Origin of the sequence: Mumia sp. ZJ430 (genome assembly GCF_011751845.1) — a bacterium.
Lineage (GTDB): Bacteria > Actinomycetota > Actinomycetes > Propionibacteriales > Nocardioidaceae > Mumia.
Window position 1 is genome coordinate 511,300 of record NZ_JAAHFK010000003.1, and the last position, 22,869, is coordinate 534,168.

The 22,869-nt window shown below is 70.2% G+C and carries 24 protein-coding genes; 9 read left to right on the forward strand and 15 right to left on the reverse strand.

Annotated elements, in window-relative coordinates:
* Positions 1-42 precede the first annotated feature (42 nt).
* The 5 genes from rfbB (at position 43) to HCT63_RS14565 (ending at position 5,073) form a co-directional block, all read left to right on the forward strand.
* Positions 43-1,041, forward strand: coding sequence for a dTDP-glucose 4,6-dehydratase (gene rfbB, locus HCT63_RS14545; protein ID WP_167006199.1), 999 nt, complete (start codon positions 43-45; stop codon positions 1,039-1,041).
* Positions 1,038-2,417 (forward strand): bifunctional dTDP-4-dehydrorhamnose 3,5-epimerase family protein/NAD(P)-dependent oxidoreductase, encoded by a 1,380-nt coding sequence (locus tag HCT63_RS14550; protein ID WP_167006202.1) that lies wholly within the window; start codon positions 1,038-1,040, stop codon positions 2,415-2,417. Before rfbB ends, HCT63_RS14550 begins: the two co-directional genes overlap by 4 nt.
* Before the next feature lie 64 nt (positions 2,418-2,481).
* Positions 2,482-3,309 (forward strand): hypothetical protein, encoded by an 828-nt coding sequence (locus HCT63_RS14555; protein WP_208322445.1) that lies wholly within the window; start codon positions 2,482-2,484, stop codon positions 3,307-3,309.
* Positions 3,310-3,417: 108 nt separating this feature from the next.
* Positions 3,418-4,110: a class I SAM-dependent methyltransferase gene (locus tag HCT63_RS14560; protein ID WP_167006205.1), complete on the forward strand. Its 693-nt coding sequence runs from the start codon at positions 3,418-3,420 to the stop codon at positions 4,108-4,110.
* 45 nt (positions 4,111-4,155) lie between these two features.
* Positions 4,156-5,073 (forward strand): SAM-dependent methyltransferase, encoded by a 918-nt coding sequence (locus HCT63_RS14565; protein ID WP_167006208.1) that lies wholly within the window; start codon positions 4,156-4,158, stop codon positions 5,071-5,073.
* Position 5,074: 1 nt separating this feature from the next.
* Here HCT63_RS14565 and HCT63_RS14570 read toward each other — a convergent pair whose 3' ends face one another.
* Positions 5,075-6,712 (reverse strand): long-chain fatty acid--CoA ligase, encoded by a 1,638-nt coding sequence (locus tag HCT63_RS14570; protein WP_167006210.1) that lies wholly within the window; start codon positions 6,710-6,712, stop codon positions 5,075-5,077.
* A 186-nt stretch (positions 6,713-6,898) separates the two neighbouring features.
* On the opposite strand from HCT63_RS14570, the gene HCT63_RS14575 reads away from it, so the two are divergent.
* From HCT63_RS14575 to HCT63_RS14585, 3 genes are read left to right on the forward strand one after another with little or no spacing between them, the layout of a single operon-like run.
* Complete coding sequence (locus HCT63_RS14575) at positions 6,899-8,278, forward strand: M14 family zinc carboxypeptidase (protein ID WP_167006212.1); 1,380 nt, start codon at positions 6,899-6,901, stop codon at positions 8,276-8,278.
* A 47-nt stretch (positions 8,279-8,325) separates the two neighbouring features.
* Positions 8,326-9,552 (forward strand): NADH-quinone oxidoreductase subunit D, encoded by a 1,227-nt coding sequence (locus tag HCT63_RS14580; protein ID WP_167006214.1) that lies wholly within the window; start codon positions 8,326-8,328, stop codon positions 9,550-9,552.
* 53 nt (positions 9,553-9,605) lie between these two features.
* Entirely contained in the window at positions 9,606-10,391 is a 786-nt protein-coding gene (locus HCT63_RS14585; protein WP_167006216.1) for a metallophosphoesterase, read from the forward strand.
* A 15-nt stretch (positions 10,392-10,406) separates the two neighbouring features.
* Here HCT63_RS14585 and HCT63_RS14590 read toward each other — a convergent pair whose 3' ends face one another.
* Genes HCT63_RS14590 through HCT63_RS14600 form a run of 3 tightly spaced genes read right to left on the reverse strand, consistent with a single transcriptional unit; the run spans position 10,407 to position 12,861 of the window.
* Entirely contained in the window at positions 10,407-11,366 is a 960-nt protein-coding gene (locus HCT63_RS14590) for an ABC transporter substrate-binding protein (RefSeq protein ID WP_167006219.1), read from the reverse strand.
* 41 nt (positions 11,367-11,407) lie between these two features.
* Entirely contained in the window at positions 11,408-12,145 is a 738-nt protein-coding gene (locus tag HCT63_RS14595) for an ABC transporter permease (protein ID WP_167006222.1), read from the reverse strand.
* Entirely contained in the window at positions 12,142-12,861 is a 720-nt protein-coding gene (locus tag HCT63_RS14600; protein WP_208322446.1) for an ABC transporter permease subunit, read from the reverse strand. Before HCT63_RS14600 ends, HCT63_RS14595 begins: the two co-directional genes overlap by 4 nt.
* Before the next feature lie 24 nt (positions 12,862-12,885).
* On the opposite strand from HCT63_RS14600, the gene HCT63_RS14605 reads away from it, so the two are divergent.
* Complete coding sequence (locus HCT63_RS14605) at positions 12,886-14,007, forward strand: betaine/proline/choline family ABC transporter ATP-binding protein (RefSeq protein WP_167007181.1); 1,122 nt, start codon at positions 12,886-12,888, stop codon at positions 14,005-14,007.
* Positions 14,008-14,019: 12 nt separating this feature from the next.
* On the opposite strand, the gene HCT63_RS14610 is transcribed toward HCT63_RS14605, so the two are convergent.
* From HCT63_RS14610 to HCT63_RS14660, 11 genes are all read right to left on the reverse strand, one after another.
* A complete protein-coding gene (locus HCT63_RS14610) occupies positions 14,020-14,640 on the reverse strand; it encodes a hypothetical protein (protein WP_167006224.1) in 621 nt (206 codons plus the stop codon).
* Positions 14,641-14,693: 53 nt separating this feature from the next.
* Positions 14,694-15,176, reverse strand: a complete 483-nt coding sequence (locus tag HCT63_RS14615; RefSeq protein WP_167006227.1) for a DUF3180 domain-containing protein — start codon at positions 15,174-15,176, stop codon at positions 14,694-14,696.
* A 4-nt stretch (positions 15,177-15,180) separates the two neighbouring features.
* Positions 15,181-15,744 carry a 2-amino-4-hydroxy-6-hydroxymethyldihydropteridine diphosphokinase gene (gene folK, locus HCT63_RS14620; protein ID WP_167006230.1) on the reverse strand — a complete coding sequence of 188 codons (564 nt, stop codon included), beginning with the start codon at positions 15,742-15,744 and terminating at the stop codon, positions 15,181-15,183.
* Entirely contained in the window at positions 15,741-16,118 is a 378-nt protein-coding gene (gene folB / locus HCT63_RS14625) for a dihydroneopterin aldolase (protein WP_167006233.1), read from the reverse strand. Before folB ends, folK begins: the two co-directional genes overlap by 4 nt.
* Complete coding sequence (locus HCT63_RS14630; protein ID WP_167006236.1) at positions 16,115-16,519, reverse strand: nuclear transport factor 2 family protein; 405 nt, start codon at positions 16,517-16,519, stop codon at positions 16,115-16,117. The genes folB and HCT63_RS14630 overlap by 4 nt, the downstream gene beginning before the upstream one ends.
* Positions 16,512-17,363, reverse strand: a complete 852-nt coding sequence (gene folP, locus HCT63_RS14635) for a dihydropteroate synthase (protein WP_243843045.1) — start codon at positions 17,361-17,363, stop codon at positions 16,512-16,514. The genes HCT63_RS14630 and folP overlap by 8 nt, the downstream gene beginning before the upstream one ends.
* A complete protein-coding gene (gene folE, locus HCT63_RS14640) occupies positions 17,363-17,956 on the reverse strand; it encodes a GTP cyclohydrolase I FolE (RefSeq protein ID WP_167006239.1) in 594 nt (197 codons plus the stop codon). The genes folP and folE overlap by 1 nt, the downstream gene beginning before the upstream one ends.
* Position 17,957: 1 nt before the next feature.
* Positions 17,958-20,000, reverse strand: a complete 2,043-nt coding sequence (ftsH, locus tag HCT63_RS14645) for an ATP-dependent zinc metalloprotease FtsH (protein WP_167006242.1) — start codon at positions 19,998-20,000, stop codon at positions 17,958-17,960.
* A 171-nt stretch (positions 20,001-20,171) separates the two neighbouring features.
* Entirely contained in the window at positions 20,172-20,714 is a 543-nt protein-coding gene (hpt, locus tag HCT63_RS14650; RefSeq protein ID WP_347877948.1) for a hypoxanthine phosphoribosyltransferase, read from the reverse strand.
* A 65-nt stretch (positions 20,715-20,779) separates the two neighbouring features.
* Complete coding sequence (gene tilS, locus HCT63_RS14655) at positions 20,780-21,766, reverse strand: tRNA lysidine(34) synthetase TilS (RefSeq protein ID WP_167006248.1); 987 nt, start codon at positions 21,764-21,766, stop codon at positions 20,780-20,782.
* Between the two features lie 10 nt (positions 21,767-21,776).
* Positions 21,777-22,859, reverse strand: a complete 1,083-nt coding sequence (locus tag HCT63_RS14660; protein WP_243843046.1) for a zinc-dependent metalloprotease — start codon at positions 22,857-22,859, stop codon at positions 21,777-21,779.
* Between the last annotated feature and the right edge of the window lie 10 nt (positions 22,860-22,869).

Genomic DNA, 22,869 nt, shown 5'->3' on the forward strand with positions numbered 1-22,869 from the left:
CTACAGTCTCCGTCTCGAACAACCCCTCGCTACCCTGGTCCGATGCGCGCGATTCTCGTCACCGGCGGCGCCGGGTTCATCGGCTCCAACTTCGTCCAGCACCTCGTCGAGACGACCGATGCCTCGGTCACCGTGCTCGACAAGATGACCTACGCCGCCAACCGCGAGGCGATCGACGCGCTGCCCTCCGACCGGGTGAGCCTGGTCGTCGGTGACATCGCGGACGCCGACGTCGTCGACCCGCTCGTCGCCGACCACGACGCGGTCGTCCACTTCGCCGCCGAGTCGCATAACGACAACTCGCTGTCCGACCCGAGCCCGTTCGTGCGGACGAACCTCATTGGCACGTTCACGCTGCTCGAGGCGGTCCGCCGTCACGGCACCCGCTTCCACCACGTCTCGACCGACGAGGTCTACGGCGACCTCGAGCTCGACGACCCGGCACGCTTCACCGAGTCGACGCCGTACAACCCCTCGAGCCCGTACTCGTCCACCAAGGCAGGCTCCGACCTCCTCGTACGCGCCTGGGTCCGGTCGTTCGGCGTCCCGGCGACGCTGAGCAACTGCTCCAACAACTACGGGCCCTACCAGCACGTCGAGAAGTTCATCCCGCGTCAGATCACCAACGTCCTCGACGGGCGCCGCCCGAAGCTGTACGGCCAGGGCCTCAACGTCCGCGACTGGATCCACACCGAGGACCACTCGAGCGCGGTGCGGACGATCCTCGAGCACGGCAAGATCGGCGAGACCTACCTGATCGGCGCCGACGGCGAGAAGAACAACCGCGAGGTCGTCGAGACCATCCTCGAGCTCATGGGCCAGCCCGCCGACGCGTACGACCTCGTCACCGACCGTCCCGGCCACGACATGCGTTATGCGATCGACTCGACCAAGCTCCGTACCGAGCTCGGCTGGGCACCTCAGTTCACCGACTTCGGCGCGGGCCTGGAGGCGACGATCGCGTGGTACCGCGACAACGACGCGTGGTGGCGCCCCAAGAAGGAAGCCGTCGAGGCGCGCTACGCCGAGGCTGGCCAGTGAGCACGAGCCCCTCCGTCCGGAGCACCTCGATCGAGGGCCTCCTCGTCGTCGACCTCCCGCTCCATGGCGACAGCCGAGGCTGGTTCAAGGAGAACTGGCAGCGCGAGAAGATGCTCGCGCTCGGCCTGCCCGACTTCGGCCCCGTCCAGAACAACGTCTCCTACAACGCGAGCGCGGGCGCGACCCGCGGCATCCACGCCGAGCCGTGGGACAAGCTCGTGTCGCTGATGACCGGCAAGGCCTTCGGGGCGTGGGTCGACCTGCGTCCCGGCCCGAACTTCGGGACCACCGTCACCGTCGACCTGCACCCGGGCGTCGCAGTCTTCGTCCCCCGGGGCGTCGGCAACTCCTACCAGGCACTCGAGGACGGCACGACCTACGCCTACCTCGTCAACGAGCACTGGCGTCCCGACGTCGCCTACACGGCGGTCGCCCTCGACGATCCGGCCCTGGGGATCGACTGGCCGATCCCCCTCGCCGACGCGGAGGTCTCCGACAAGGACCGCGCCAATCCCCTCCTGGCCGACGTCACTCCAATGGAGCCCCGTCGCGCGCTCGTCCTCGGCGCGTACGGCCAGCTCGGGCGTGCCCTGCGCGCGATGCTCCCCGAGGCCGACGCCGTCGACCTCGACACCTTCGACATGACCGACCCTGCGGCGTACGACGCGGTCGACTGGTCACGCTACGACACGGTGATCAACGCTGCGGCCTACACAGCGGTCGACGTCGCCGAGACCCCGGAGGGCCGCATCGCTGCATGGGCGGCCAACGCCAGCGCGCTCGTGCACCTCGCGACGACCGCCACACGCCACCGGCTGACGGTCGTGCACATCTCCAGCGACTACGTCTTCGACGGCACGCGCGAGCTCCACGACGAGTCGGAGCCGCTCTCGCCGCTCGGCGTCTACGGGCAGACCAAGGCCGCCGGCGACGTGGTGGTGTCGACGACCCCGCGCCACTATGTCGTACGGACGAGCTGGGTGATCGGCGACGGCAGCAACTTCGTCCGGACCATGGCACGGCTCGCGAAGGACGGCGTCAACCCGTCAGTCGTGGACGACCAGGTCGGCCGCCTCACGTTCACCACCGAGCTCGCACGCGGGATCGTCCACCTGCTCGAGACGGGCGCCCCCTACGGCACGTACAACCTCAGTGGGGGCGGCGAGCCCGCGTCCTGGTACGAGGTGGCGCGCGACGTCTTCGCCCGCTGCGGTCGTGACCCCGAGGACGTCACGCCGATCTCCACCGAGGCGTACGGCGAGGGCAAGGACCTCGCGCCGCGCCCCCGACACTCGGTCCTGGACCTCGCCAAGATCGAGGCGACCGGGTTCGTGCCGCTGCCAGTGAGCGAATCGCTGGACTCCTACCTCGCCTGATCGGCTGCACGAACCGTCCGGCTGGCTACAGTGTTCTGCAGCCGACCCGCGGAACGAGGCAGACGTGAGCCAGCCTGCGAAGTCCTTCGCCGTCAAGTGGATCAAGCCCTTGGTCGGTGACGCCGCGTGGGGCCGCCTGCGCGACCCGCTTCGGCGCCGCCCCACGCCTGCGCCACCCCGCAAGCCTCGCGCGCAGCGGCTCGCGGAGATGGACCTCACGCAGCTGGCGCGGCACTTCCGCACGGACAAGTGGGGGACCCACCGCTACACGCCGCACTACGAGCGCCATTTCGCGCCCCTCCGCGACCAGCCGATCAACCTCCTCGAGATCGGCATCGGGGGTTACGCCCGCAAGGGGCGCGGCGGCAAGTCCCTGCGGATGTGGAAGCACTTCTTCCGCCATGCGCAGGTCGTTGGGCTCGACCTCCAGGACAAGTCGTTCGTCGACGGCGAGCGGATCACGACCTACCAAGGCAGCCAGGCCGACCCTGCGGTGCTCCAACGCATCCTTGACGAGGTCGGCGAGCTCACGATCGTCATCGACGACGGGAGCCACCGCTCCGAGCACGTCCGCGCAACTTTCGCCTACCTGTTCCCCAGGCTGGCCAACGGCGGGTTGTACGCGATCGAGGACACCCAGACGTCGTACTGGCCCGAACGCGGCGGCAGCGAGGACCTCGCCGACCCGACGACCACGATGGCGCTGGTCAAGTCCCTCGTCGACGGTCTGAACTACGAGGAGTTCGTGGACGAGTCGTACGAACCCACCTACACGGACCTCCACGTCGTCGCCGTGCACTGCTACCACAACCTCGTGATCATCGAGAAGGGCGACAACCGCGAGGGCACGCGGCGGCGCGCGATCCTCCGGTCGCGGTACGCGCCGCGGTGAGTGCCCATTCGTTGCGGTGAGGACACGACCTCGCCAAGGGGTGTCGGACGCGGCGGATCTCACGTAGCGTACGTGCATTCACACTCCCCCATCGGAAGTCGAGCGAGGATGAAACAGAGCGAGATCGCAAAGCTCGCATCGATCGAGGACAAGCACTGGTGGTTCCGCGAGCGGCGTGCGCTCATCGCCTCGTTCATCGCAGACGTCCCACCGGGCCGCGCTCTCGACATCGGTGCCGCGGCCGGCGGCAACACGCGCACGCTGGAGGCGGCGGGCTGGAAGTCGACGGCGCTCGAGTACGACGAGTCGGCGGTCGAGCTTGCCCGGGCCCGCGGGCTCGATGTCGTCCAGGGGGATGCCCGCGACCTTCCGTTCGACGAGGACGAGTTCGACGCGGTCGTCGCGTACGACGTGCTCGAGCACATCGTCGAGGACGACGCCGTCGTGTCCGAGATCGCTCGGGTGGTGCGACCGGGCGGCAAGGTCTACATCGCCGTGCCCGCCGACCCCAAGCTGTGGAGCGCGCACGACGATGCCGTCGGCCACGTCCGCCGCTACACGAGGGACTCGCTCGTCGCCCTCTTCGAGCGCCCGGAGTTCACGCTCGACCTCGTCAAGTCGTGGAACGTCCTGCTTCGCCCGGCAATCCGGCTCGCGCGGCGCGACAGTGAGGGAAGCGACATCGAGCCAATGGCCGCGCCGATCAACGCAGCGCTGTCGGGCATCATCAAGCTCGAACGCCACCTGCCGGTCGGCAGGCGCAAGGGCGTCTCGCTCCTGCTGAACGCGACCGTCCGCTGATCCTGACCCACCCGTGCCCGTACGCCCCGCTGGTAGCGTCGCCGAGTGATCGGCTGGCGTGAGGCGTGGGACGACGCCCTGTACGGACCTGACGGCTTCTATCGCCGCGAGTCACCGGCGGCGCACTTCCGGACGTCCGTGCACGCGTCGACGGTCTTCGCGGCCGCGATCCTCGCCTATGTCCGCCGCCATGACCTGCATGCGGTGGTGGACGTGGGCGCGGGGCGCGGAGAGCTGCTGACGGCGCTCGACGCGATGGCGCCGGGCCAGCTCGCACTCCTCGGGGTCGACGTCCGTCCGCGTCCCCCCGAGCTCCCCGAGCGGATCGGGTGGAGGGACCACCTCCCTGAGCAGCTCGAGGGGCTCATGTTCGCCAACGAGCTGCTCGACGACGTGCCGTGCGAGATCGTCGAGCGGGACCGCGACGGCGTCCTCCGTACGGTGCTCGTCGATCCGGCGACCGGCGCCGAGCAGCTGGGCGCCCCCGTACGCGACCCTCGGACGCTGGAGTGGGTCGAGGCCTGGTGGCCGCTGACCGAGCCCGGTGAGCGGGCGGAGGTCGGCGTCGCCAGGGAGGCGCTCTGGCGCGACGTGGTCTCACGCGTGGAGGGTGGGGCGGCGATCGCCGTCGACTACGGGCACCGTGCAGCCGACCGGCCCCCGTACGGGAGCCTGCGGGCCTACCGCGACGGGGTGGAGGCCGATGTCGTTCCCGACGGCAGCTGCGACGTCACCGCGCACGTGGCGGTGGACGCCCTCGCCACCGCCGTCGGCGGCACCCTCGCCCGCCAGCGCGACGTCCTCCGCGATCTCGGCGTCGACGGCTCGCGCCCGCCGCTCTCGCTCGCCTCGTCCGACCCGCAGGCCTATGTCGCCGCGCTCGTCACGGCGTCGGAGGCGGCCGAGCTGACCGCGTCGGGGGGCCTCGGCGACTTCTGGTGGGTCATCACCCCCGTTCGCTGAGTCACTCCCCCCGTACGACCTCCAGGTCGCCGTCGGCGTACGCCTTGCGGAGCACCTTCTTGTCGAACTTGCCGACCGAGGTCCGCGGGACCGCCTCGACGAACGTCCACGCGTCGGGCAGCTGCCACTTCGCGACCGAGCCCGACAGGTGCTCGCGCAGGTCCTTCGGTGTGACCGTCGCACCCGCCCGGACCACGACGGTCGCGAGCGGGCGCTCCTGCCACTTCTCGTCCGGGATCCCGACGACCGCGGCCTCGACGACATCGGGGTGGGCCATGAGCGCGTTCTCGAGGTCGACCGAAGAGATCCACTCCCCGCCGGACTTGATGACGTCCTTCGCGCGGTCGGTGAGCGTGACGTAGCCGCGCGGATCGATCGTGCCGACGTCGCCGGTCCGCAGCCACCCGTCGCGGAACTTCTCCGGGTCGTCGTCGCGGTGGTAGGCGCCGGTGATCCACGGGCCGCGCACCTCGAGCTCGCCGACCGCCTCCCCATCGTGCGGCAGCGGTTGCCCGTCGTCGCCGACGAGACGTCCCTCGACCCCGCCGAGCATCCTGCCCTGGCTCGCGCGGTATCGCCAGGCCTCCTCGTCGGCGACGCCGACCGGCGGCATGCCCGAGGTCGCCACGGGTGAGGTCTCGGTCATCCCCCACGCCTGCTGGACGCGCACACCGTGCCTCTCCCACAGCGCCTGCTGCAGCGAGAGCGGCACCGCGGACCCACCGCAGAGGGCGAGCCTGAGCGAGGTGAGGTCGGCCGGGTGCTCGTCCACCCAGCCGAGGACGTCGTTGAAGATCGTCGGCACCCCGCCCGTGAGCGTGGGACGCGTCTCCTCGATCAACCGCACCAGCGGCTCGGCCTGGAGCCACCGGTCCGGCATCACGAGCGAGGCGCCGACGAGGACGGCCGCGTACGGGAGGCCCCAGGCGTTCGCGTGGAACATCGGCACCACTGGGAGGACGCGATCGTTCGGCCCGATGCCGGCGTTGTCGCCCATCGCCATCGCCATAGAGTGCAGGTACGCCGAACGGTGGCTGTAGACGACACCCTTCGGGTTGCCGGTGGTGCCGCTCGTGTAGCACATCGCCGCCGCGGCACGCTCGTCGATCTCGGGCCACGCGAACCAGTCGGGTTCGAGCGCGAGCGCGTCCTCGTACCGGAGCACGGCCTTGCCCGACGTCTGCAGAGGAGCGAGGTCGATCGTGTCGGAGCCGGGCCCGGTCACGAGCACGTGCGTGACGGTCTCGAACGTCGGCAGCAGCGGCGCGAACGGTGTCACGAGCGACGCGTCGACGAGGACGACGGAGTCCTCGGCGTGGTTGACGACATAGGTGACCTGCTCTGGGAACAGCCGGATGTTGATCGTGTGGAGCACGGCCCCCATCGACGGGACCGCGAGATAGGCCTCCAGGTGCTCGGCGTTGTTCCACATAAACGTGCCGACCCGTTGGTCCCCGGTCACGCCGAGGCGGCGCAGGACGCGTGCGAGGCGGGCCGCGCGACGTCCGATCTCGCCGTACGTGGTCGTTCTCGTGCCGTCGGCCGTCGCCGTCACGACCGTGGCCTCGGCGTGCACGGTCGTGCCGTACTGCATGAGCCGGCCTAGCCCGAGCGGGACGTCTTGCATCGTGCTGCGCATCGCAACCTCCGAAGGTGTGACCTGGGAGCGACCTTTTAACATCTCAACGCCCATCTTGTCTTCGATTTTCACGAACTCGGGTTGCCGAGCCTGCTCCGGTCCACGAACGTGAGCGGAACCTCACGTGGCAACCGCGAGGACAGCACGTCGCTCGGGCACGGTCTGCCACCAGCGAAAGGAACACCCTTGCGCTCCACACGACCCATCCCCTGGTCCAAGGTCCTCGCCACTGCCGCGGGAGCGGCGCTGGCAGGATCGCTCCTCGCCGCAAGCGGGACGTCGGCCGGCGCCGACCAGCGCGACGACTCCCTCGAGAAGGCCCTCACCGCAGCCGCGGGCAAGGCGCCGGCCACTCTGCAGACCCCGTTCGAGAGGTCGGGTGGTGCGCAGTGGACGACCCACCCGGAGTCGCTCGCGTTCTACCGCCAGCTCGACCAGTCCAGCAAGCGGGTCTCGGTCAGCGACATCGGACGTACGACGCAGGGCCGCCCGCTCCAGCTCGTCTCGATCGGCGCCCCCGCACCGAAGAACCAAGCGAAGGCCGCAGAGGGCTCCGTCGCGATGTTCGTCTGCTCGGTGCACGGCAACGAGCCGTCCGGCCGTGAGGCCTGCATGAAGCTCGCGCGTGACCTCGCCACGAGCAAGTCCTCCACCGTCACCCGGCTCCTCTCGCGTACGACGGTGCTCTTCGTCAACGCCAACCCGGACGGCTGGGTCGCCAACACCCGCGGCAACGCCGACCGCGTCGACGTGAACCGCGACTACCTCGGGCTCGCGACGCCCGAGGCCCGTGCCATCACGAAGGTGATCCGCGACTGGAACCCCGACGTGCTCAACGACCTCCACGAGTACGGTCCGAGCGAGTACTACCGGACCGACCTCCTCCACCTCTGGCCGCGCAACCGCAACGTCGACGACACCATCCACAGCCTGAGTGAGGAGATGAGCGAGGAGTACTCCGCCGCTCAGGCCCGCGACGAAGGCTTCACAGCCGGCATCTACGGTCACTACGTCAAGGACGGCGAGCCGTTCCTCCAGGTCGCCGGTGACGAGCAGGTGCGCATCCTGCGCAACTACGCTGGGCTCGTCAACGTCGTCGGCATGCTGAGCGAGACGGCCACCCGTCCGCTCAACGACGACGAGGCGGCCGACGTCCGTGTCCTCAACAACCGACGAGTCGACACGAACTACGCCAGCGCGCTCGGTTCGGCGCAGATGATCGCGGAGAACCGCCGGACGCTCGCGCGCGAGACGGCGGCGGCCGCCGAGCGGGCGATCGACCTGGGGGCGTCGCAGGGCGGCATCGTCTACTTCGGCGGGCAGGACGACATGGTGCCGACCCTCCCCGAGCAGGTCGAGCCGGAACCGATGTGCGGCTACCGGATCACGCCCGAGGTCTTCGCGCAGGTACGTCAGGCACTCGACCTGCACGACCTCAAGGCCACGCGGGCTGCCGACTCGTACGTCGTGAGCCTCGCGCAGGCCAACCGCGCGCTCGTCCCGCTGATGTTCGACGAGCGCTCCGAGTGGCGTGTCGCCGACGGGACACCGCTCGAGAGCTGCTGAGGCGCACCGGGCTCGCTCGCGGCGCCCGCGCCGCTAGGCTGAACGGCATGTCCGTGAGCGAGCCCGGAGGCGACCAGCCCGGCACCCCGACCCGCCTCACCGTCGGCGTCGGCGCGGGTGCCGCCGGGTTCGGTCACGAGCGGGGCGGCGGCATCGATCTCGGCACGGCCGACATGGTCCTCAACGTCGGCCCGCAGCATCCGGCGACCCACGGTGTGCTCCGGCTGCGCCTCACCCTCGACGGTGAGCGGATCGTCGGGTGCGAGCCGATCGTCGGCTACATGCACCGCGGCGTCGAGAAGCTCTTCGAGGTCCGCGACTACCGCCAGATCCTCGTGCTCGCCAACCGCCACGACTGGCTGTCGGCGTTCTCCTCCGAGCTCGGTGTGGTCCTCGCGGTCGAGCGGATGCTCGGGCTCGAGGTGCCCGAGCGCGCGACCTGGGCCCGTACGCTGCTGGCCGAGCTCAACCGCGTCCTCAACCACCTGCTCTTCCTCGGCTCCTACCCCCTCGAGCTCGGCGCGATCACGCCGCTGTTCTATGCGACCCGCGAGCGCGAGACGATCCAGGAGGTCATGGAGGAGATCTCCGGGGGCCGGATGCACTACATGTTCAACCGCGTCGGTGGGCTCAAGGAGGACCTCCCGGCCGGTTGGCTCGACCGCGTCACCTCCGCCGTCGGCGCCGTACGGGGCCGTCTCGGCCAGATCGAGGACATGCTCCTCGACAACGAGATCTTCGCGGCCCGGACCAAGGGCGTCGGCGTTCTCAGTCCCGACCTCGTCCACGCGTACGGAGTCTCCGGGCCGATCGCTCGCGCGTCTGGTGTCGACTTCGACCTGCGCCGCGACGTGCCCTACCTCGCGTACGCCGACCTGGCCGCCGACAAGCACCTGAAGGTCGTGACTCGGACCGAGGGCGACAGCTATGCGCGGTTCTCGTGCCTGATGGACCAGGTGCGGGTCTCGCTCGATCTCGCCGATGCCTGCGTCGCGCGGATGCGCGACCTTCCGCAGGGTCCGATCAATGTGAAGCTCCCCAAGATCGTGAAGGCACCCGAGGGGTCGACGTACGTCTGGACCGAGAACCCGCTCGGCATCAACGGCTACTACCTCGTCTCGCGCGGCGAGAAGACGCCGTGGCGTCTCAAGCTGCGCTCGGCGTCGTTCAACAACATCGCGGTCCTGCCCGAGGTCGTACGAGGCTGCGTCGTGGCCGATCTGATCTCGATCCTCGGCTCGATGTTCTTCGTCGTCGGCGACATCGACAAGTAGCGCCCACCGACCCTCGACGGGCCGCCTCGCGCGGATCGCCCTAGGGTCGGGGGGTGGGAGAGGTCTGGGCGGCGAGCGACATCCATGGGCACCGCGACGAGCTGGAGGCAACGCTGACTGCTGCGGGCCTGTTCGAAGACGGCCACTGGGCAGGCGGTGACGCACGTCTGTGGCTCCTCGGCGACTACGTCGACCGCGGCCCGGACGGGGTCGGCGTGATCGAGCTGGCGATGCGCCTCGAGGACGAGGCGGAGCAGGCCGGCGGCGAGGTGACCGCGCTGCTCGGCAACCACGAGATCCTCATGCTCGGCATGCACCGGTACGGCCCGACACCGGTCCCGGGCGACAACCGATACAGCTTCGAGGCGAACTGGTTCGGCAACGGCGGCATCGTGAGTGACCTCGAACGTCTCGAGGAGCGTCACCTCGACTGGCTCACCACGCGCCCCGCGCTCGGCCAGGACGCCGACCAGCTCCTCCTCCACTCCGACACCACCGCCTACCTCCTGTGGGGCGATGCCGTCGACGAGATCAACGCCGCCGTCCGTGCGGAGCTGCAGATGCCCGACCTCGACACGTGGTGGGAGATGTGGCGGCGGCTGACCTCGCGCTACGCGTTCGCACGGGAGGACGGCGTCGAGACGGCGACCCGCATGCTCGAGGCGCTGGGCGGGCGCCGGATCGTGCACGGCCACACGATCGGCGCCCTCATCCGCGGAGGCACCGTGACGCCGCAGGACGAGCCCGTGCTCTACGCGGACGGGCTCGTCCTCGACATCGACGGCGGGATCTATCTCGGCGGACCGTGCCAGCTCGTCCGCCTGGACGAGCCGGCCTGACGGTCGCCTGCGCGCCTAGCCCAGCAGGCCCTGATCCTCCAAGTACTCCTTGGCGACGTCGGCAGGCTTCTCGCGGTCGATGTCGACCTTGACGTTGAGCTCGGCCAGATCCTCGGTGGTCAGCGCCGTGGAGAGCTCGTTGAGAGCGGTCGCGACCGTCGGGTTGTCGTCCAGGAACTCCGTGTTGACGGCAGGGATCAGGTTCTGTGCGGGCTGAAGGCCCTTGTCGTCCTCGAGCAGCACCAGCCCGTCGTCCTCGAGAGCACCGTCGGTCGTCGCGACCTGCACGAGCTGGACCTCACCGCTGGTCGCGGCGTCCTTGCCCTCGCGGCTGCCGAAGCCGAGCGGCAGGACCTCGGTGATGTCGATGCCGTAGACCTCACGCAGCCCCTTGGCGCAGTCCTGGCGGTCCTTGCAGTCCTGGGCCGCCGCGAGCTTGACCGGCACCTTGGAAGCCGCGAGGTCGGACAGCGTGGTCAGATCGTGCTCCTTGGCGAAGTCCTCCGTGACCGCGTAGGCGTTCTGGTCGGTCGCCGCGGCCGGCTCGAGCAGCGTGATGCCGACGCTCTCGGCGAGCGTGTTGACCGCATCGAGGGTCTGCTCGACGTTGTTGCTGGTCACCGGCTTCGCCGAGGGCCCGTTGGCCTGGGTGTTGAGGTAGTCGCCGATCCCGGCGAGGTATTCCGGGACGACCTGAACCTTGTTGCTCGAGAGCTGGTCCATGTAGACCGCGCGGGTGTCGACGAGCTTCTGGGTGACGTCGTAGCCCTCGTCCTCGAGCATCTGCCCGTACAGCTCGGCGAGGATCTGCATCTCTGTGAAGTTCTGGCCGGACACGGTCACCGGGCCCTTGGACCTGACCCCCGACTCCGGGTCGGGGTCGTCCCCACCACAGGCGGGCAGGGCGACCAGCGCGGCGGCGCAGGCGAGAGTGGCTGCTGCGCGGCGGACGCGGCGCAGTGTCGTGCTGTCCATGGAGTCCCTTTCGTCGTCACGACCGGCGGCCGCGATGGCTTCTACGGTGTCGTGATCTGCGGTGTCTGGACCAGACCATCATCGCCGGAACCTCTGACACGGCGCATCGGGTCGACCGCCCGCTCGACGAGCGCGGCGATCCCCTCGAGGACGAGGGCACCCAGCGCGACGACGATCGCCCCGCCGATGACGTACCTGTACGTGTTGTTGCTGAACCCGTACGTGATGGTGTTGCCGAGCCCCGGTCCCGCGACCAGGGCTGCGATGGTGGCCGTCGCCCACAGCTGGACGACCGCGAGGCGTACACCGTTCGCGACCAGCCGCGCAGCCAGCGGCAGCTCGACGGTACGGAACACCTGCCACTCGCTCATCCCGGTGCCGCGCGCGGCCTCCACCACCTCGGGGTCAACCTCGCGCACCCCCACGTACGCGTTGGTGATCACCGGGGGCAGCCCGAACAGCACCAGAGCGATCAGCGTCGCCATGCCGGCACGCCCGTACGGCCCAAGGACGGCCGTCCCGACCGGACCGAGGGACAGCAGCGCGAGCACGGCGAACACGGGGATCGCCCGACCGACGTTGGAGACGTTGATCGCGAACGTCCCGCCGCGTCCTCGGTGCCCCAGCCACAGTCCGAGCGGCAGCCCCACGACCGCGACGACCAGCAGTGCGGTCACCGTGAGGAGCGCCTGCTCGGTCAGCTGCTTGCCAAGACCGTCGGTGCCCGTCCAGCTGGCCGGGTCGAGGAGGAACGCGAACGCCTCGCCGAGCTCGTTCATGTCGCCACCCCCCTCGTCCAGGGAGTGACCATGCGGGTGAAGGCCACCAGAAGCAGGTCGAGGAGCACGGCGAGGACGACGCACAGCACGCTCGTCGTGAAGACCTGCGCCTTGAAGCTGTCGTCGATCCCGTTGGCGAGCATGTTGCCGAGGCCTCCGTACGCGACGATCGTGCCGAGCGTCACCATCGCCACCGTCGAAACCGTGGCGACCCGCAGGCCTGCCATGACGATCGGCACCGCGAGAGGCGCCTCGACGCGGGTCAGCAGCCGCAGGCGCCCGTACCCGAGCCCTGTCGCCGCCTCGACCACCTCGGCGGGCACGGCGTCGAGACCGGCAAGGACGTTGCGGACGAGGATCGCGAGCGAGTAGAGGCCAAGGCCCACGATCACCGTGGTCGGACTCAGCCCGGTCGCCTGCGCGAGCAGCGAGAACATCGCCAGCGACGGGATCGTGTAGACGATCGTGGTGCTCCCCATGAGCAGCGAGCGCATCCTCGGCCGGTTGCGTGCCACCAGTGCGAGCGCGACGGCGAGCACGAGCCCGAGCGCCACCGACGCCACGGTCAGCATGAGGTGCTGGATCGTCGCGTCGACCAGCTCCGGCGCATAGCGCTCCACGTACTCCGGGCACACCCATGCGTTGACGCTGCGTGCGTAGCACGGTGGGTCGGCCGCGAGGAGTGCGGACGAGGTCGCGCCGACGGCTAGGCTCACGACATGCACCGTACCGAGGACGCGATGATCGTGCTCGAAGGCGTCGGCAAGCGGTACGACGACGGCTCCGTCGCCGTACGTGAACTCTCGCTGTCCGTCCCTCAGGGGTCGCTCGTCGCTCTCGTCGGCCCGTCGGGCTGCGGCAAGTCGACCACGCTCAAGATGGTGAACCGCCTCATCGAGCCCACGTCGGGCCGCATCCTCCTGGACGGGCAGGACATCATGAAGGCCGATCCGGTCGCTCTACGGCGCGGCATCGGCTACGTCATCCAGCAGGTCGGGCTGTTCCCGCACCAGAGCGTCCGCGAGAACGTCGCGACCGTGCCGACTCTGCTGCACTGGGACCGCAAGCGGGCACGGGCCCGCGCCGACGAGCTGCTCGACCTCGTCGGCCTCGACCCTGCCGCGTACGCCGGTCGCTACCCGCACCAGCTCTCCGGCGGGCAGCGACAGCGCGTCGGTGTCGCGCGCGCGCTCGCCGCGGACCCGCCCGTGCTGCTGATGGACGAGCCGTTCGGCGCCGTCGACCCGATCGTCCGCGGGCGTCTTCAGGACGAGTTCCTCCGCCTCCAGCACGAGCTCGGCAAGACCGTCCTGCTCGTCACCCACGACATCGACGAGGCGGTGCGCCTGGGCGACCGGGTCGCGGTGCTCGCCAACGGCGGCGACCTCCGCCAGTACGACTCTCCTGCGGCCGTCCTCGGTGCGCCGGCCGACGACTTCGTCGCGGAGTTCGTCGGCGCCGACCGAGGGCTTCGACGCCTCGCCGTCACACCGATCGACGTCGACGAGCTCGAGGAGGCGCCCGTCGTCCGCGTGGACACGCCGCTCGATGAGGTTCGCCGCCGTGCCGCGCGGGCGGACGTGCCGTGGGCGATCGTCGTCGACGAGTCCGAGCGTCTTGTGGGGTGGGTTGCCGCCGAGCACCTCACCACCGCCGAGACCCTGCGCGCGCGACCGATGGAGGCCACGCTGCACCGCAACGCCACGCTCAAGGAGGCGTGGTCGGTGATGCTGCGCTACGACGCCGGGTGGGTTGCCGTCCTCGACGACGACCGACGCTTCCTAGGCGTCCTCACACCGGAGTCGCTGCACGCGGCGCTGCGCCGGTCCGTACGGACGACGGAGCCGTCCAGCGCCCCGTGAGCCTGAGCCGGCTCAGGCCTCCTTGGCCTCGGGAAGCTCCTCGACGGCGTCCTTGGCATCCTTGTCCTCGGCCACCGCATCGGCGGCCTCGTCGGCCGCCTGCGCACGCGCAGCGGCGGTCGCCTCCCAGCTGAGCAGGTCGACGATCGTCGGCACGTCGGCGCCGTCCCACAGCGTCATCGTGCTCGGCGCCGCCTCGTCGTCGCCGTCGGTGCGCAGCGTCTCGACCTCGCGCTGCAGCTCCTCGCGGCGCGCGTCGGACTCGTCGGCGCGCGCCTCGGCGAGACGAAGGGTGCCGTTGAGCTCGGTGATGCGCCTGGTGGTGATCGAGAGCGTCTCGTTCACGGCCTCGATGAACTCCATGTTCTCGCGGGTCCGGTCGACCGAGATGTCGCGGTATGCCTGAGCCTGCTCGGCGCGGTCCTTGAACCATGCGCGACGGGTGGTGAGGACCTCGTCGGCGATGACCCGGGCCGCTGCGACTCCGACGATCACCGCTGTCACCGACGCCGCGACCAGCACCCCCTGCGAGGCCGACACGACTGCGACGGCGACGAAGACGGCAGAAGCCGCCAGCATGAGGCTGGCGGCGAGGATGCGCACGGAGCGCTGGCGGCGGCGATCGTTCGACATGGTGAGAACCCTACGCTACGGAAGACCCGTTCTGGCCTACCGACACCAAGCGTTCAGGCCTGCGCGGCCTCGTCGGAATCCTCGTCATCGTGGGGCACCTCGCACGCGCGCTCGAGGGCGAGCGCGGCGGCCAGCGCCACGAGTGCGGCGATGGCCGCAGCGGCAGACCTGACCACCCGTTCACGGGGCAGCGCGAGCTCCATGTCGCCCGCGAACGACAACGCGAACCCGACGTAGTAGCCGGCGATCAGCGCCGTCACGATCGCCGAGGCCTTGGCGAGCGCGAGCAGCCGCAGCGCTCGCGTCGCGTGCATCGTCCGCCGCTCGCGGTGGAGCGACTGGAAGGTCGTCCATGCGAGCACACCGAGGATCGCGGCGAGGAAGAGCATCGTGCCCGCGGCGACCCACGAGACCGTGGGGACGACGGAGTCGCGCCACTCCAGGAAGGGACGCATCGCTCGTCCGACAGCCAGACCGACGACTCCGAGGACGGCGAGCTGGACTGCTGACGACCGGCGCAGCGGACGGCGAGCCATCAGATCAGACGAGGATCTCGAGGTCCTCGCGCCGCGTGACGCCGGAGGTGTCGAGACCCTGCGCGAGGTCGACGACGTAGCCCTTGCCGGGGATCTCGCCCTCGAGGTCGAGCTCGAGCCACGGCATCAGCACGAACGCACGCTCGTGGGCACGCGGGTGCGGGAGCGTCAGTCGGTCGTCGTGCGCGACGCGGTCACCGACGACGATGAGGTCGACGTCGAGCGTGCGCGGCGCGTTCTTCTCACCGCGCTCGCGACCGAACGCGTCCTCGATCGCGAGGCAGCGGTCGAGCAGCGTGTGCACGGTCAGCGTGGTGTCGATGAGGACGGCGGCGTTGAGGAAGTCGCGCGAGCCCGCGGGCGCGCCGACCGGCACCGTCTCGTAGACCGACGACACCGACACGACCGTGACCTCCGGCGTGTCGGCAAGCGCGGCGACGGCACCCTGGACGTTGTTGAGCCGCTCCCCCAGGTTGGACCCGACCGCGATCACGGCCTGCCGGATCGGGCGCATGCCCCCGGTCATCGTGTCCGCGTCGGGGATGTGTGGGTTGGGCGTCTCGGTCACGTACGACTCCGCTCTATCGTCACGGCGACGTCCGAGAACGTCACCGGTATCGGTGCATCCGGCTTGTGAACCGTGACGCTCGCCCACTGCACCGGTGCGAAACCGAAGCAGATCCCGAGGATGCGGAGAGCGAGCGTCTCGATCAGGTCCACGGGGTCCGACGCCACGGCGTCCGCGACCCTCTCCGACAACGTACCGTAATGAACCGACGCTTCTAAGTCCCCTGTCTCCGCCGCACGCCCGAGGTCCAGCCCGAGCACGACGTCGACGACGAACCGCTGGCCCCGGTCGCGCTCGAACGCGAGCAGGCCGTGGTAGCCGTACGCCTCGATCCCGGTCACGGTGATCCGGTCCAGTCCGCTCGGCACGGTCATCCCTCCATCACCGGCCCGGAGTGGTGCGACCAGAGCTTCCACCCGGTCGCGGTCTCGACGAGGACGTCGGTCGCGACGCCGCGCCCGCCGGCGAACACCGTGGGCGCCTCGCCTTCGGCCTCGGAGAGCACGTTCTCGACGCACGACACGATCGCGATGCCGTCACGACGCCGCACCTCGACGTCGGTGAGGATGAACTGGATGTAGCCGACGTTGGCCATGAGCATCGCGAACGACCGCAGGATCGCGCCACGGCCGAGGATCGGCTCGGCGCCAGGGTGCACACACACCGTGTCCTCGCCGGGCAGCCACAGCGACGACATGAGGTCGAGGTCACCGTGCTCGATCGCGTCGTAGAACGCCTGGTGGGTCACGAGGACCGGGTCACGCCGCTCAGCCATCGCGCCACCGCTCGGCGACGCGCACGGCGTCGGCGTTGGGCGCGACGTCGTGGACACGCACGCACCACGCGCCCGCCGCCGCCGCTAGCGCAGTGGTCGCGACCGTCGCGGAGTCGCGCTCCCTCGGAGGCCGCAGGCCGTCGTCGTCCGCGAGCAGCTCGCCGAGGAACCGCTTGCGGCTCGCCGCGACCAGCAGCGGATAGCCGAGCGAGGCGAACGCCTCGAGGTGAGCGAGGACGGTCCAGTTCTGGGGGCCTCGCTTGGAGAAGCCGATGCCGGGATCGACCACGACCTGCTCGGGCCGGACCCCCTTGGCGAGCGCGAGGTCGACGGCGCTGCCCAGCTCGTCGACGACGTCGGGCACGAGATCGTCGTAGTGCGTCGCGGCGTCGCCCTGCATCGTGTCGGAGTGCCCTCGCCAGTGCATGACGACGTACGGGACACCGGTGCGCGCGGCCACCTCGAGGATGTCGGGGTCGGCGAGCCCGCCGGAGACGTCGTTGATGACCCGCGCACCTGCGGCGACAGCACGCTCCGCGACCTCGGCGCGCATGGTGTCGACAGAGACGACGACACCGCGCTCCACAAGAGCACGGACGACCGGCTCGACCCGCGCCAGCTCGGTGGCCGCGTCGACGCGCTGGGCCCCGGGACGGGTCGACTCGCCGCCCACATCGACGAGGTCGGCACCGGCGGCGACGAGCTCGAGGCCGTGACGGACCGCGTCGTCGGCGTCGAGCCACAGCCCCCCGTCCGAGAACGAGTCGGGGGTGACGTTCACGACGCCCATCACCTGGCACCGACCCGCGTCGGGGAGCAGCGGCACCACGCGACGCGCAAACATCAGCGGCCCGTGATCAGGGCCATCGCCTCGGCCCGGGTCGCAGGATCGCGCAGCTGTCCGCGTACGGCGCTGGTGATCGTCTTGGCCCCGGGCTTGCGGACGCCGCGCATCGTCATGCACAGGTGCTCGGCCTCGATCTGGACGATCACACCGAGCGGGCGCAAGGTCTCGGTCAGCGCGTCCGCGATCTGCGTGGTCAGCCGCTCCTGCACCTGCGGGCGGCGGGCGTACACGTCGACGAGCCGCGCGAGCTTGGACAGCCCGACCACGCGGCCGTCCTCGGCGGGGATGTAGCCGACGTGCGCGACCCCCGTGAACGGCACGAGGTGGTGCTCGCACATCGACCACAGCTCGATGTCCTTGACCAGGATCATCTCGTCGTGGTCGACCTCGAAGGTGCGCGACAGCGCCTCCTGGGGATCCCGGCGCATGCCGGCGAAGATCTCCTTGTAGGCGCGGGCGACCCGCTCCGGCGTGTCCTTGAGCCCGTCGCGGTGAGGGTCCTCCCCGATCGCGGCGAGGAGCTCACGGATCGCGGCCTCGGCACGCGGCGTGTCGAACTCGGGCAGCGCCCCGCTCTCGGCCTGCGCCACGTCAGTGCGCTCCGGGCGACGGCGGCTCGGGCGTTCCTCCCGCCGGGTCGGAACCCGGGCCGTGCAGGTCGGTGCCACCTTGACCGGGCGCGAGGACGATCGTGCCCTCGTCGCCGTCACGCTCGGGCTCGTGGCCGTTGATCTCCTTCGGGGAGAGCACCGGCGGCAACGACGACGGCTTGCGGGTCTCCGAACCGGTCCACGCCGGACGCGCGGACCGACGCTTGAGCGACTCGAAGATCGCGGCGACCTCGGCCTTGTTGAGCGTCTCCTTCTCGAGCAGCGCGAGCACCAGGTCGTCGAGGACGGCGCGGTTCTCGGCGAGGATGTCGAACGCCTCCTGGTGGGCGTAGCTGATGAACTTGGTCACCTCTTCGTCGACGATCGCCGCAAGCTCCTCGGAGTAGTTGCGCGAGTGGCCGATGTCGCGGCCGAGGAACGGCTCCGAGCCGTTCTCGCCGAGGCGCACGGCACCGATCCGCTCGGTCATGCCGTACTGGGTGACCATCGCGCGAGCGAGGTTGGTCGCCTTCTCGATGTCGTTGGCGGCGCCGGTCGTCGGGTTGTGGAAGACGAGCTCCTCGGCGGCGCGACCGCCCATCATGTAGGCCAGCTTGTCGAGCATCTCGGCACGCGTCTGGCTGTACTTGTCCTCGTCGGGCAGCACCATCGTGTAACCGAGGGCACGGCCTCGCGGCATGATCGTGATCTTGTGCACGGGGTCGCTGCCGGGCAGCGCTGCGGCGACCAGTGCGTGGCCACCCTCGTGGTACGCGGTGATCTTGCGCTCGTGCTCGCTCATGAGGCGGGTCCGCTTCTGCGGGCCAGCGACGACGCGGTCGATGGCCTCGTCGAGCATGTGGTTGTCGATCAGCGCCTGGTTGCTGCGGGCGGTGAGCAGCGCAGCCTCGTTGAGGACGTTGGCGAGGTCGGCGCCGGAGAAGCCGGGCGTGCGCCGCGCAACCGACTCGAGGTCGACGTCGGGCGCCAGCGGCTTGCCGCGCGAGTGGACCTGCAAGATCTGCAGACGGCCCTTGAGGTCGGGCGCCTCGACCGCGATCTGGCGGTCGAACCGGCCCGGGCGCAGCAGCGCTGGGTCGAGGACGTCGGGACGGTTGGTGGCGGCGATGAGGATCACGCCGCCGCGGACGTCGAAGCCGTCCATCTCGACGAGCAGCTGGTTGAGCGTCTGCTCGCGCTCGTCGTGCCCGCCGCCGAGGCCAGCGCCACGGTGACGCCCGACGGCGTCGATCTCGTCGATGAAGACGATCGCGGGCGCGTTCTCCTTGGCCTGCTCGAACAGGTCACGGACACGGCTCGCACCGACACCGACGAACATCTCGACGAAGTCCGAGCCCGAGATCGAGTAGAACGGCACGCCCGCCTCGCCGGCCACGGCGCGCGCGAGGAGGGTCTTGCCGGTGCCGGGAGGGCCGTACAGGAGGACGCCCTTGGGGATCTTGGCACCGACCGCCTGGAACTTCTGTGGGTCGGCCAGGAACTCCTTGATCTCGCCGAGCTCCTCGACGGCCTCGTCCGCACCCGCGACGTCGGCGAAGGTCGTCTGCGGCGTGTCCTTGGAGATGAGCTTGGCCTTGGACTTCGCGAACTGCATGACGCGTCCGCCGCCGCCCTGCATCGAGTTCATCAAGAAGATGAACAGCAGGAAGATCAGCGCGAACGGCAGCAGGAGTCCGAGCAGGTTGCCGAGGAAGCTCGGCTTGGGGATATCGACGTCGTACGTCTTCATCTCCTTGTCGGAGACGCTCTCATCCGCAAGCTTGCGCAGCTGGTTGCCCTGGTCGCCGAGCCAGTTGGCGCGCACCTTCTTGTCATCGTCGAGCGTGGCGCGGATCTCGTTGTCGCCGGCGCCGACGAAGGTCGCCTCGGCGACCTTGCCCTGCTCGAAGTACCGCACCATCGTCGCGGTCTTGACCTCTTGATAGCCGCTGTTGGACGACACCAGCTGGAGCAGGGCCAGAACCGCGATGACACTGATGATGATCCAGAGCCACGGGCCCTTGAAGATGCGTTTGACGTCCATGATCCGAGGCCGCGCCTCGCTCCTCCTGCGTAGGAATGGGTACGGGAACCGACGGTACACGCCCTCGCCATGAAGGCAGGGCGAGTCTTGTCCCCCGGTGCTTCAACGTCTGGCACCCGTCCACATGTTCCCAGAAGCCGCGCGGATCTTGCTCCGTGACGGCTGCTTGGGTCAGGAGTAGACGTGCGGAGCGAGCGTCGCGATGTCGCGCAGGTTGCGGTAGCGCTCGTCGTAGTCGAGCCCGTAGCCGACCACGAAGGCGTTGGGGATCTCGAAACCGACGTACTTGACGTCGACGGCCATCTTGAGCGCCTCAGGCTTGCGCAGCAGCGTGCAGATCTCGACCGAGGCCGGCTTGCGCGAGCGCAGGTTGGACGTCAGCCACGACAGCGTGAGGCCCGAGTCGATGATGTCCTCGACGATCAGGACGTGCCGGCCCGAGAGGTCGGTGTCGAGGTCCTTGAGGATCCGTACGACGCCGGACGAGGTCGTGCCCGACCCGTACGAGGTGACCGCCATCCAGTCCATCTCGACGTCGCGCTCGAGAGCACGGGCAAGGTCGGCCATCACCATGACCGCACCCTTGAGCACGCCGACGAGCAGCAGGTCCTCGCCCTCGTAGTCGCGCGCGATCTCAGCGGCGAGCTCTCGGAGGCGGGCCTGGATGTCGGCCTCGGGGATGTACGTCTGGTCCAGCGCGAGGTCGCCCTCGATCTGCTTCGCGTCCACGGAGCCAGCCTCGCACAGCGACCCTGACGACGCGTCCGGGGGCCCGCCGCTCACGACGGGATGAAGAGGAGTACACCGCCCGTGCGGCGGACGGTCAGGCCGCCGGGAAGCGCCGGGCCGCCCTGGCCGCGCCAGGCGGTGACCAGCTGCTCGACCCCGGCGACGTGCGCTGCCGTGAGGTCGTTCGCGGTCGATCCGGCGCCGATCGCGGCAGCGCGCAGAACCCGCGTCCGTAGGGCGCGAGGGAGGGCAGCGAGCGCGGCGACGTCGAGCGCCCCGTCGTCGCGGGTGACCTCGCGCGCTGCCGTACGGGCGAGCACGTCGAGGGCGTCGGCGTCGTCGCGCAGGCCGTCAGCCGTACGCGCGAGGGCGGCCGCGACACCCGGTCCGAGCTCGCGCTCGAGCAACGGCAGGACCGTGCGACGGACGCGCACCCGGGCGTAGCGGGCATCGTCGTTGTGAGGGTCGTCCCACCAGGTGAGGCCGACCGCGCGGCAGACCTGCTCGGTGTCGGCGCGGGTGAGGCCGAGGAGCGGGCGCCGCCAGATTCCCGTACGGGGTGCCATGCCGGCGAGCGAGCGTGCACCGGACCCTCGGGCCAGCCCGAGGAGCACGGTCTCGGCTTGGTCGTCGCGGGTGTGCGCGAGCAGGACGGCGGCAGCACCGAGCTCGTCGGCACAGGCCTGCAGCGCCTCACGACGTGCGACGCGCGCCGCACCCTCCGGGCCCCCGTCGGACCCGACGTCGACCCGCTCGACGCGGGCCTCGACCCCGAGGTCGCGCGACTGCGCGGCGGCGCGCTGCGCGACCTGGTCCGACCCCGCCTGCAGGCCGTGGTCGACGACGAGCGCGAGCGCACGACCGCCACGGCCGGCAACGACGAACGACGTCAGCGCGGCCAGCGCGAGCGAGTCGGCGCCGCCCGAGACGCCGAACACGACCGTGGCGTCGCCAGGGAGGTCGGCGAGCGCGTCCGAGACCGCACGGCGCCCGCGCGCGACCACGGGGTCGAGGGGCGGCGTACGGCGCGCGGTCATGGCGACGATCTCATCCGTGAACGCGTGCGACCCACTGGTCGGGCTGCTCGATCTCCTCCGCGGACGGCAGGTTGACCGGCGAGGCCCACACGGCGTCGAAGCCCTCACGACCGACCGACTTCTCGACGGATCGGACGAACGCGGCGCCGTCACGGTACTGGCGGATCTTCGCGTCGAGGCCGAGCACCTGGCGTACGAGCCGGTCGAGCAGACCACCGCCCTGACGGCGCTTGTCGAAGCGACGCCGGATGTGGCGCACGGTCGGGATCACCGAGGGCCCGACCCCGTCCATCACCACGTCGGCGTGGCCCTCCAGGAGCGACATGACGCCGGTGACCTGCGCGATGATCTCGCGCTGGCGATCGTTCTGGAGCACGTCCATCAAGGAGACGCGCTCGCCTCGTACGAAACGGCCTGCTGCCTTCGACGCCTCGCCGAGCGAGCGCGAGACGCCCTCGGGATCGGTGTCGGTGGCGTCGATCAGCCCGTCGACGAGTCCTTGGATGTGCGCCCGCATCCACGGCACGGCCGTGAACTGCACGCGGTGGGTCTCCTCGTGCAGGCAGACCCAGAGCCGGAAGTCGTGCGCGTCCACGTCCAGCTCGCGCTCGACGTGCACGACGTTCGGGGCCACCAGCAGGAGGCGTCCGCCGACCGGGAGCCCGCCGTCTGCTGCGGGCGCGGTGTAGAACGGGTCGAACTGCCCGAGCACCTTCGTCGACATGAAGGCCAGCGCAGCGCCGACCTCCGCCCCCGTCACGCGGGCGCCGATCGCCCGTCCGAAGCGCCCGGGAGCCTGCCCCTTCGCCTCAGCCGCCGCCTGGACCTTCTCGAGCATCGGCCGGAGCACGACCTCGAACGACGACACGTTGGCCGTGACCCAGCCCGGGCGGTCCACGACGAGGACGGGTGCGGTCGCCGACTCCGCCACGAGCCCGGTGAACTCGCGTACGGGGCCTTCCGACCGCGCCGCGCCCTCACGGAGCTCGGCGACGACCTGCTCGGCCTCGGCACTGGCGATCTCGGGACCGGGCCGGGTCATCCGCGCGGCGGTCGTCAGCGCGAAGTCCCAGTCGATCATGCTGTCCGTCATGCCTGCGAGC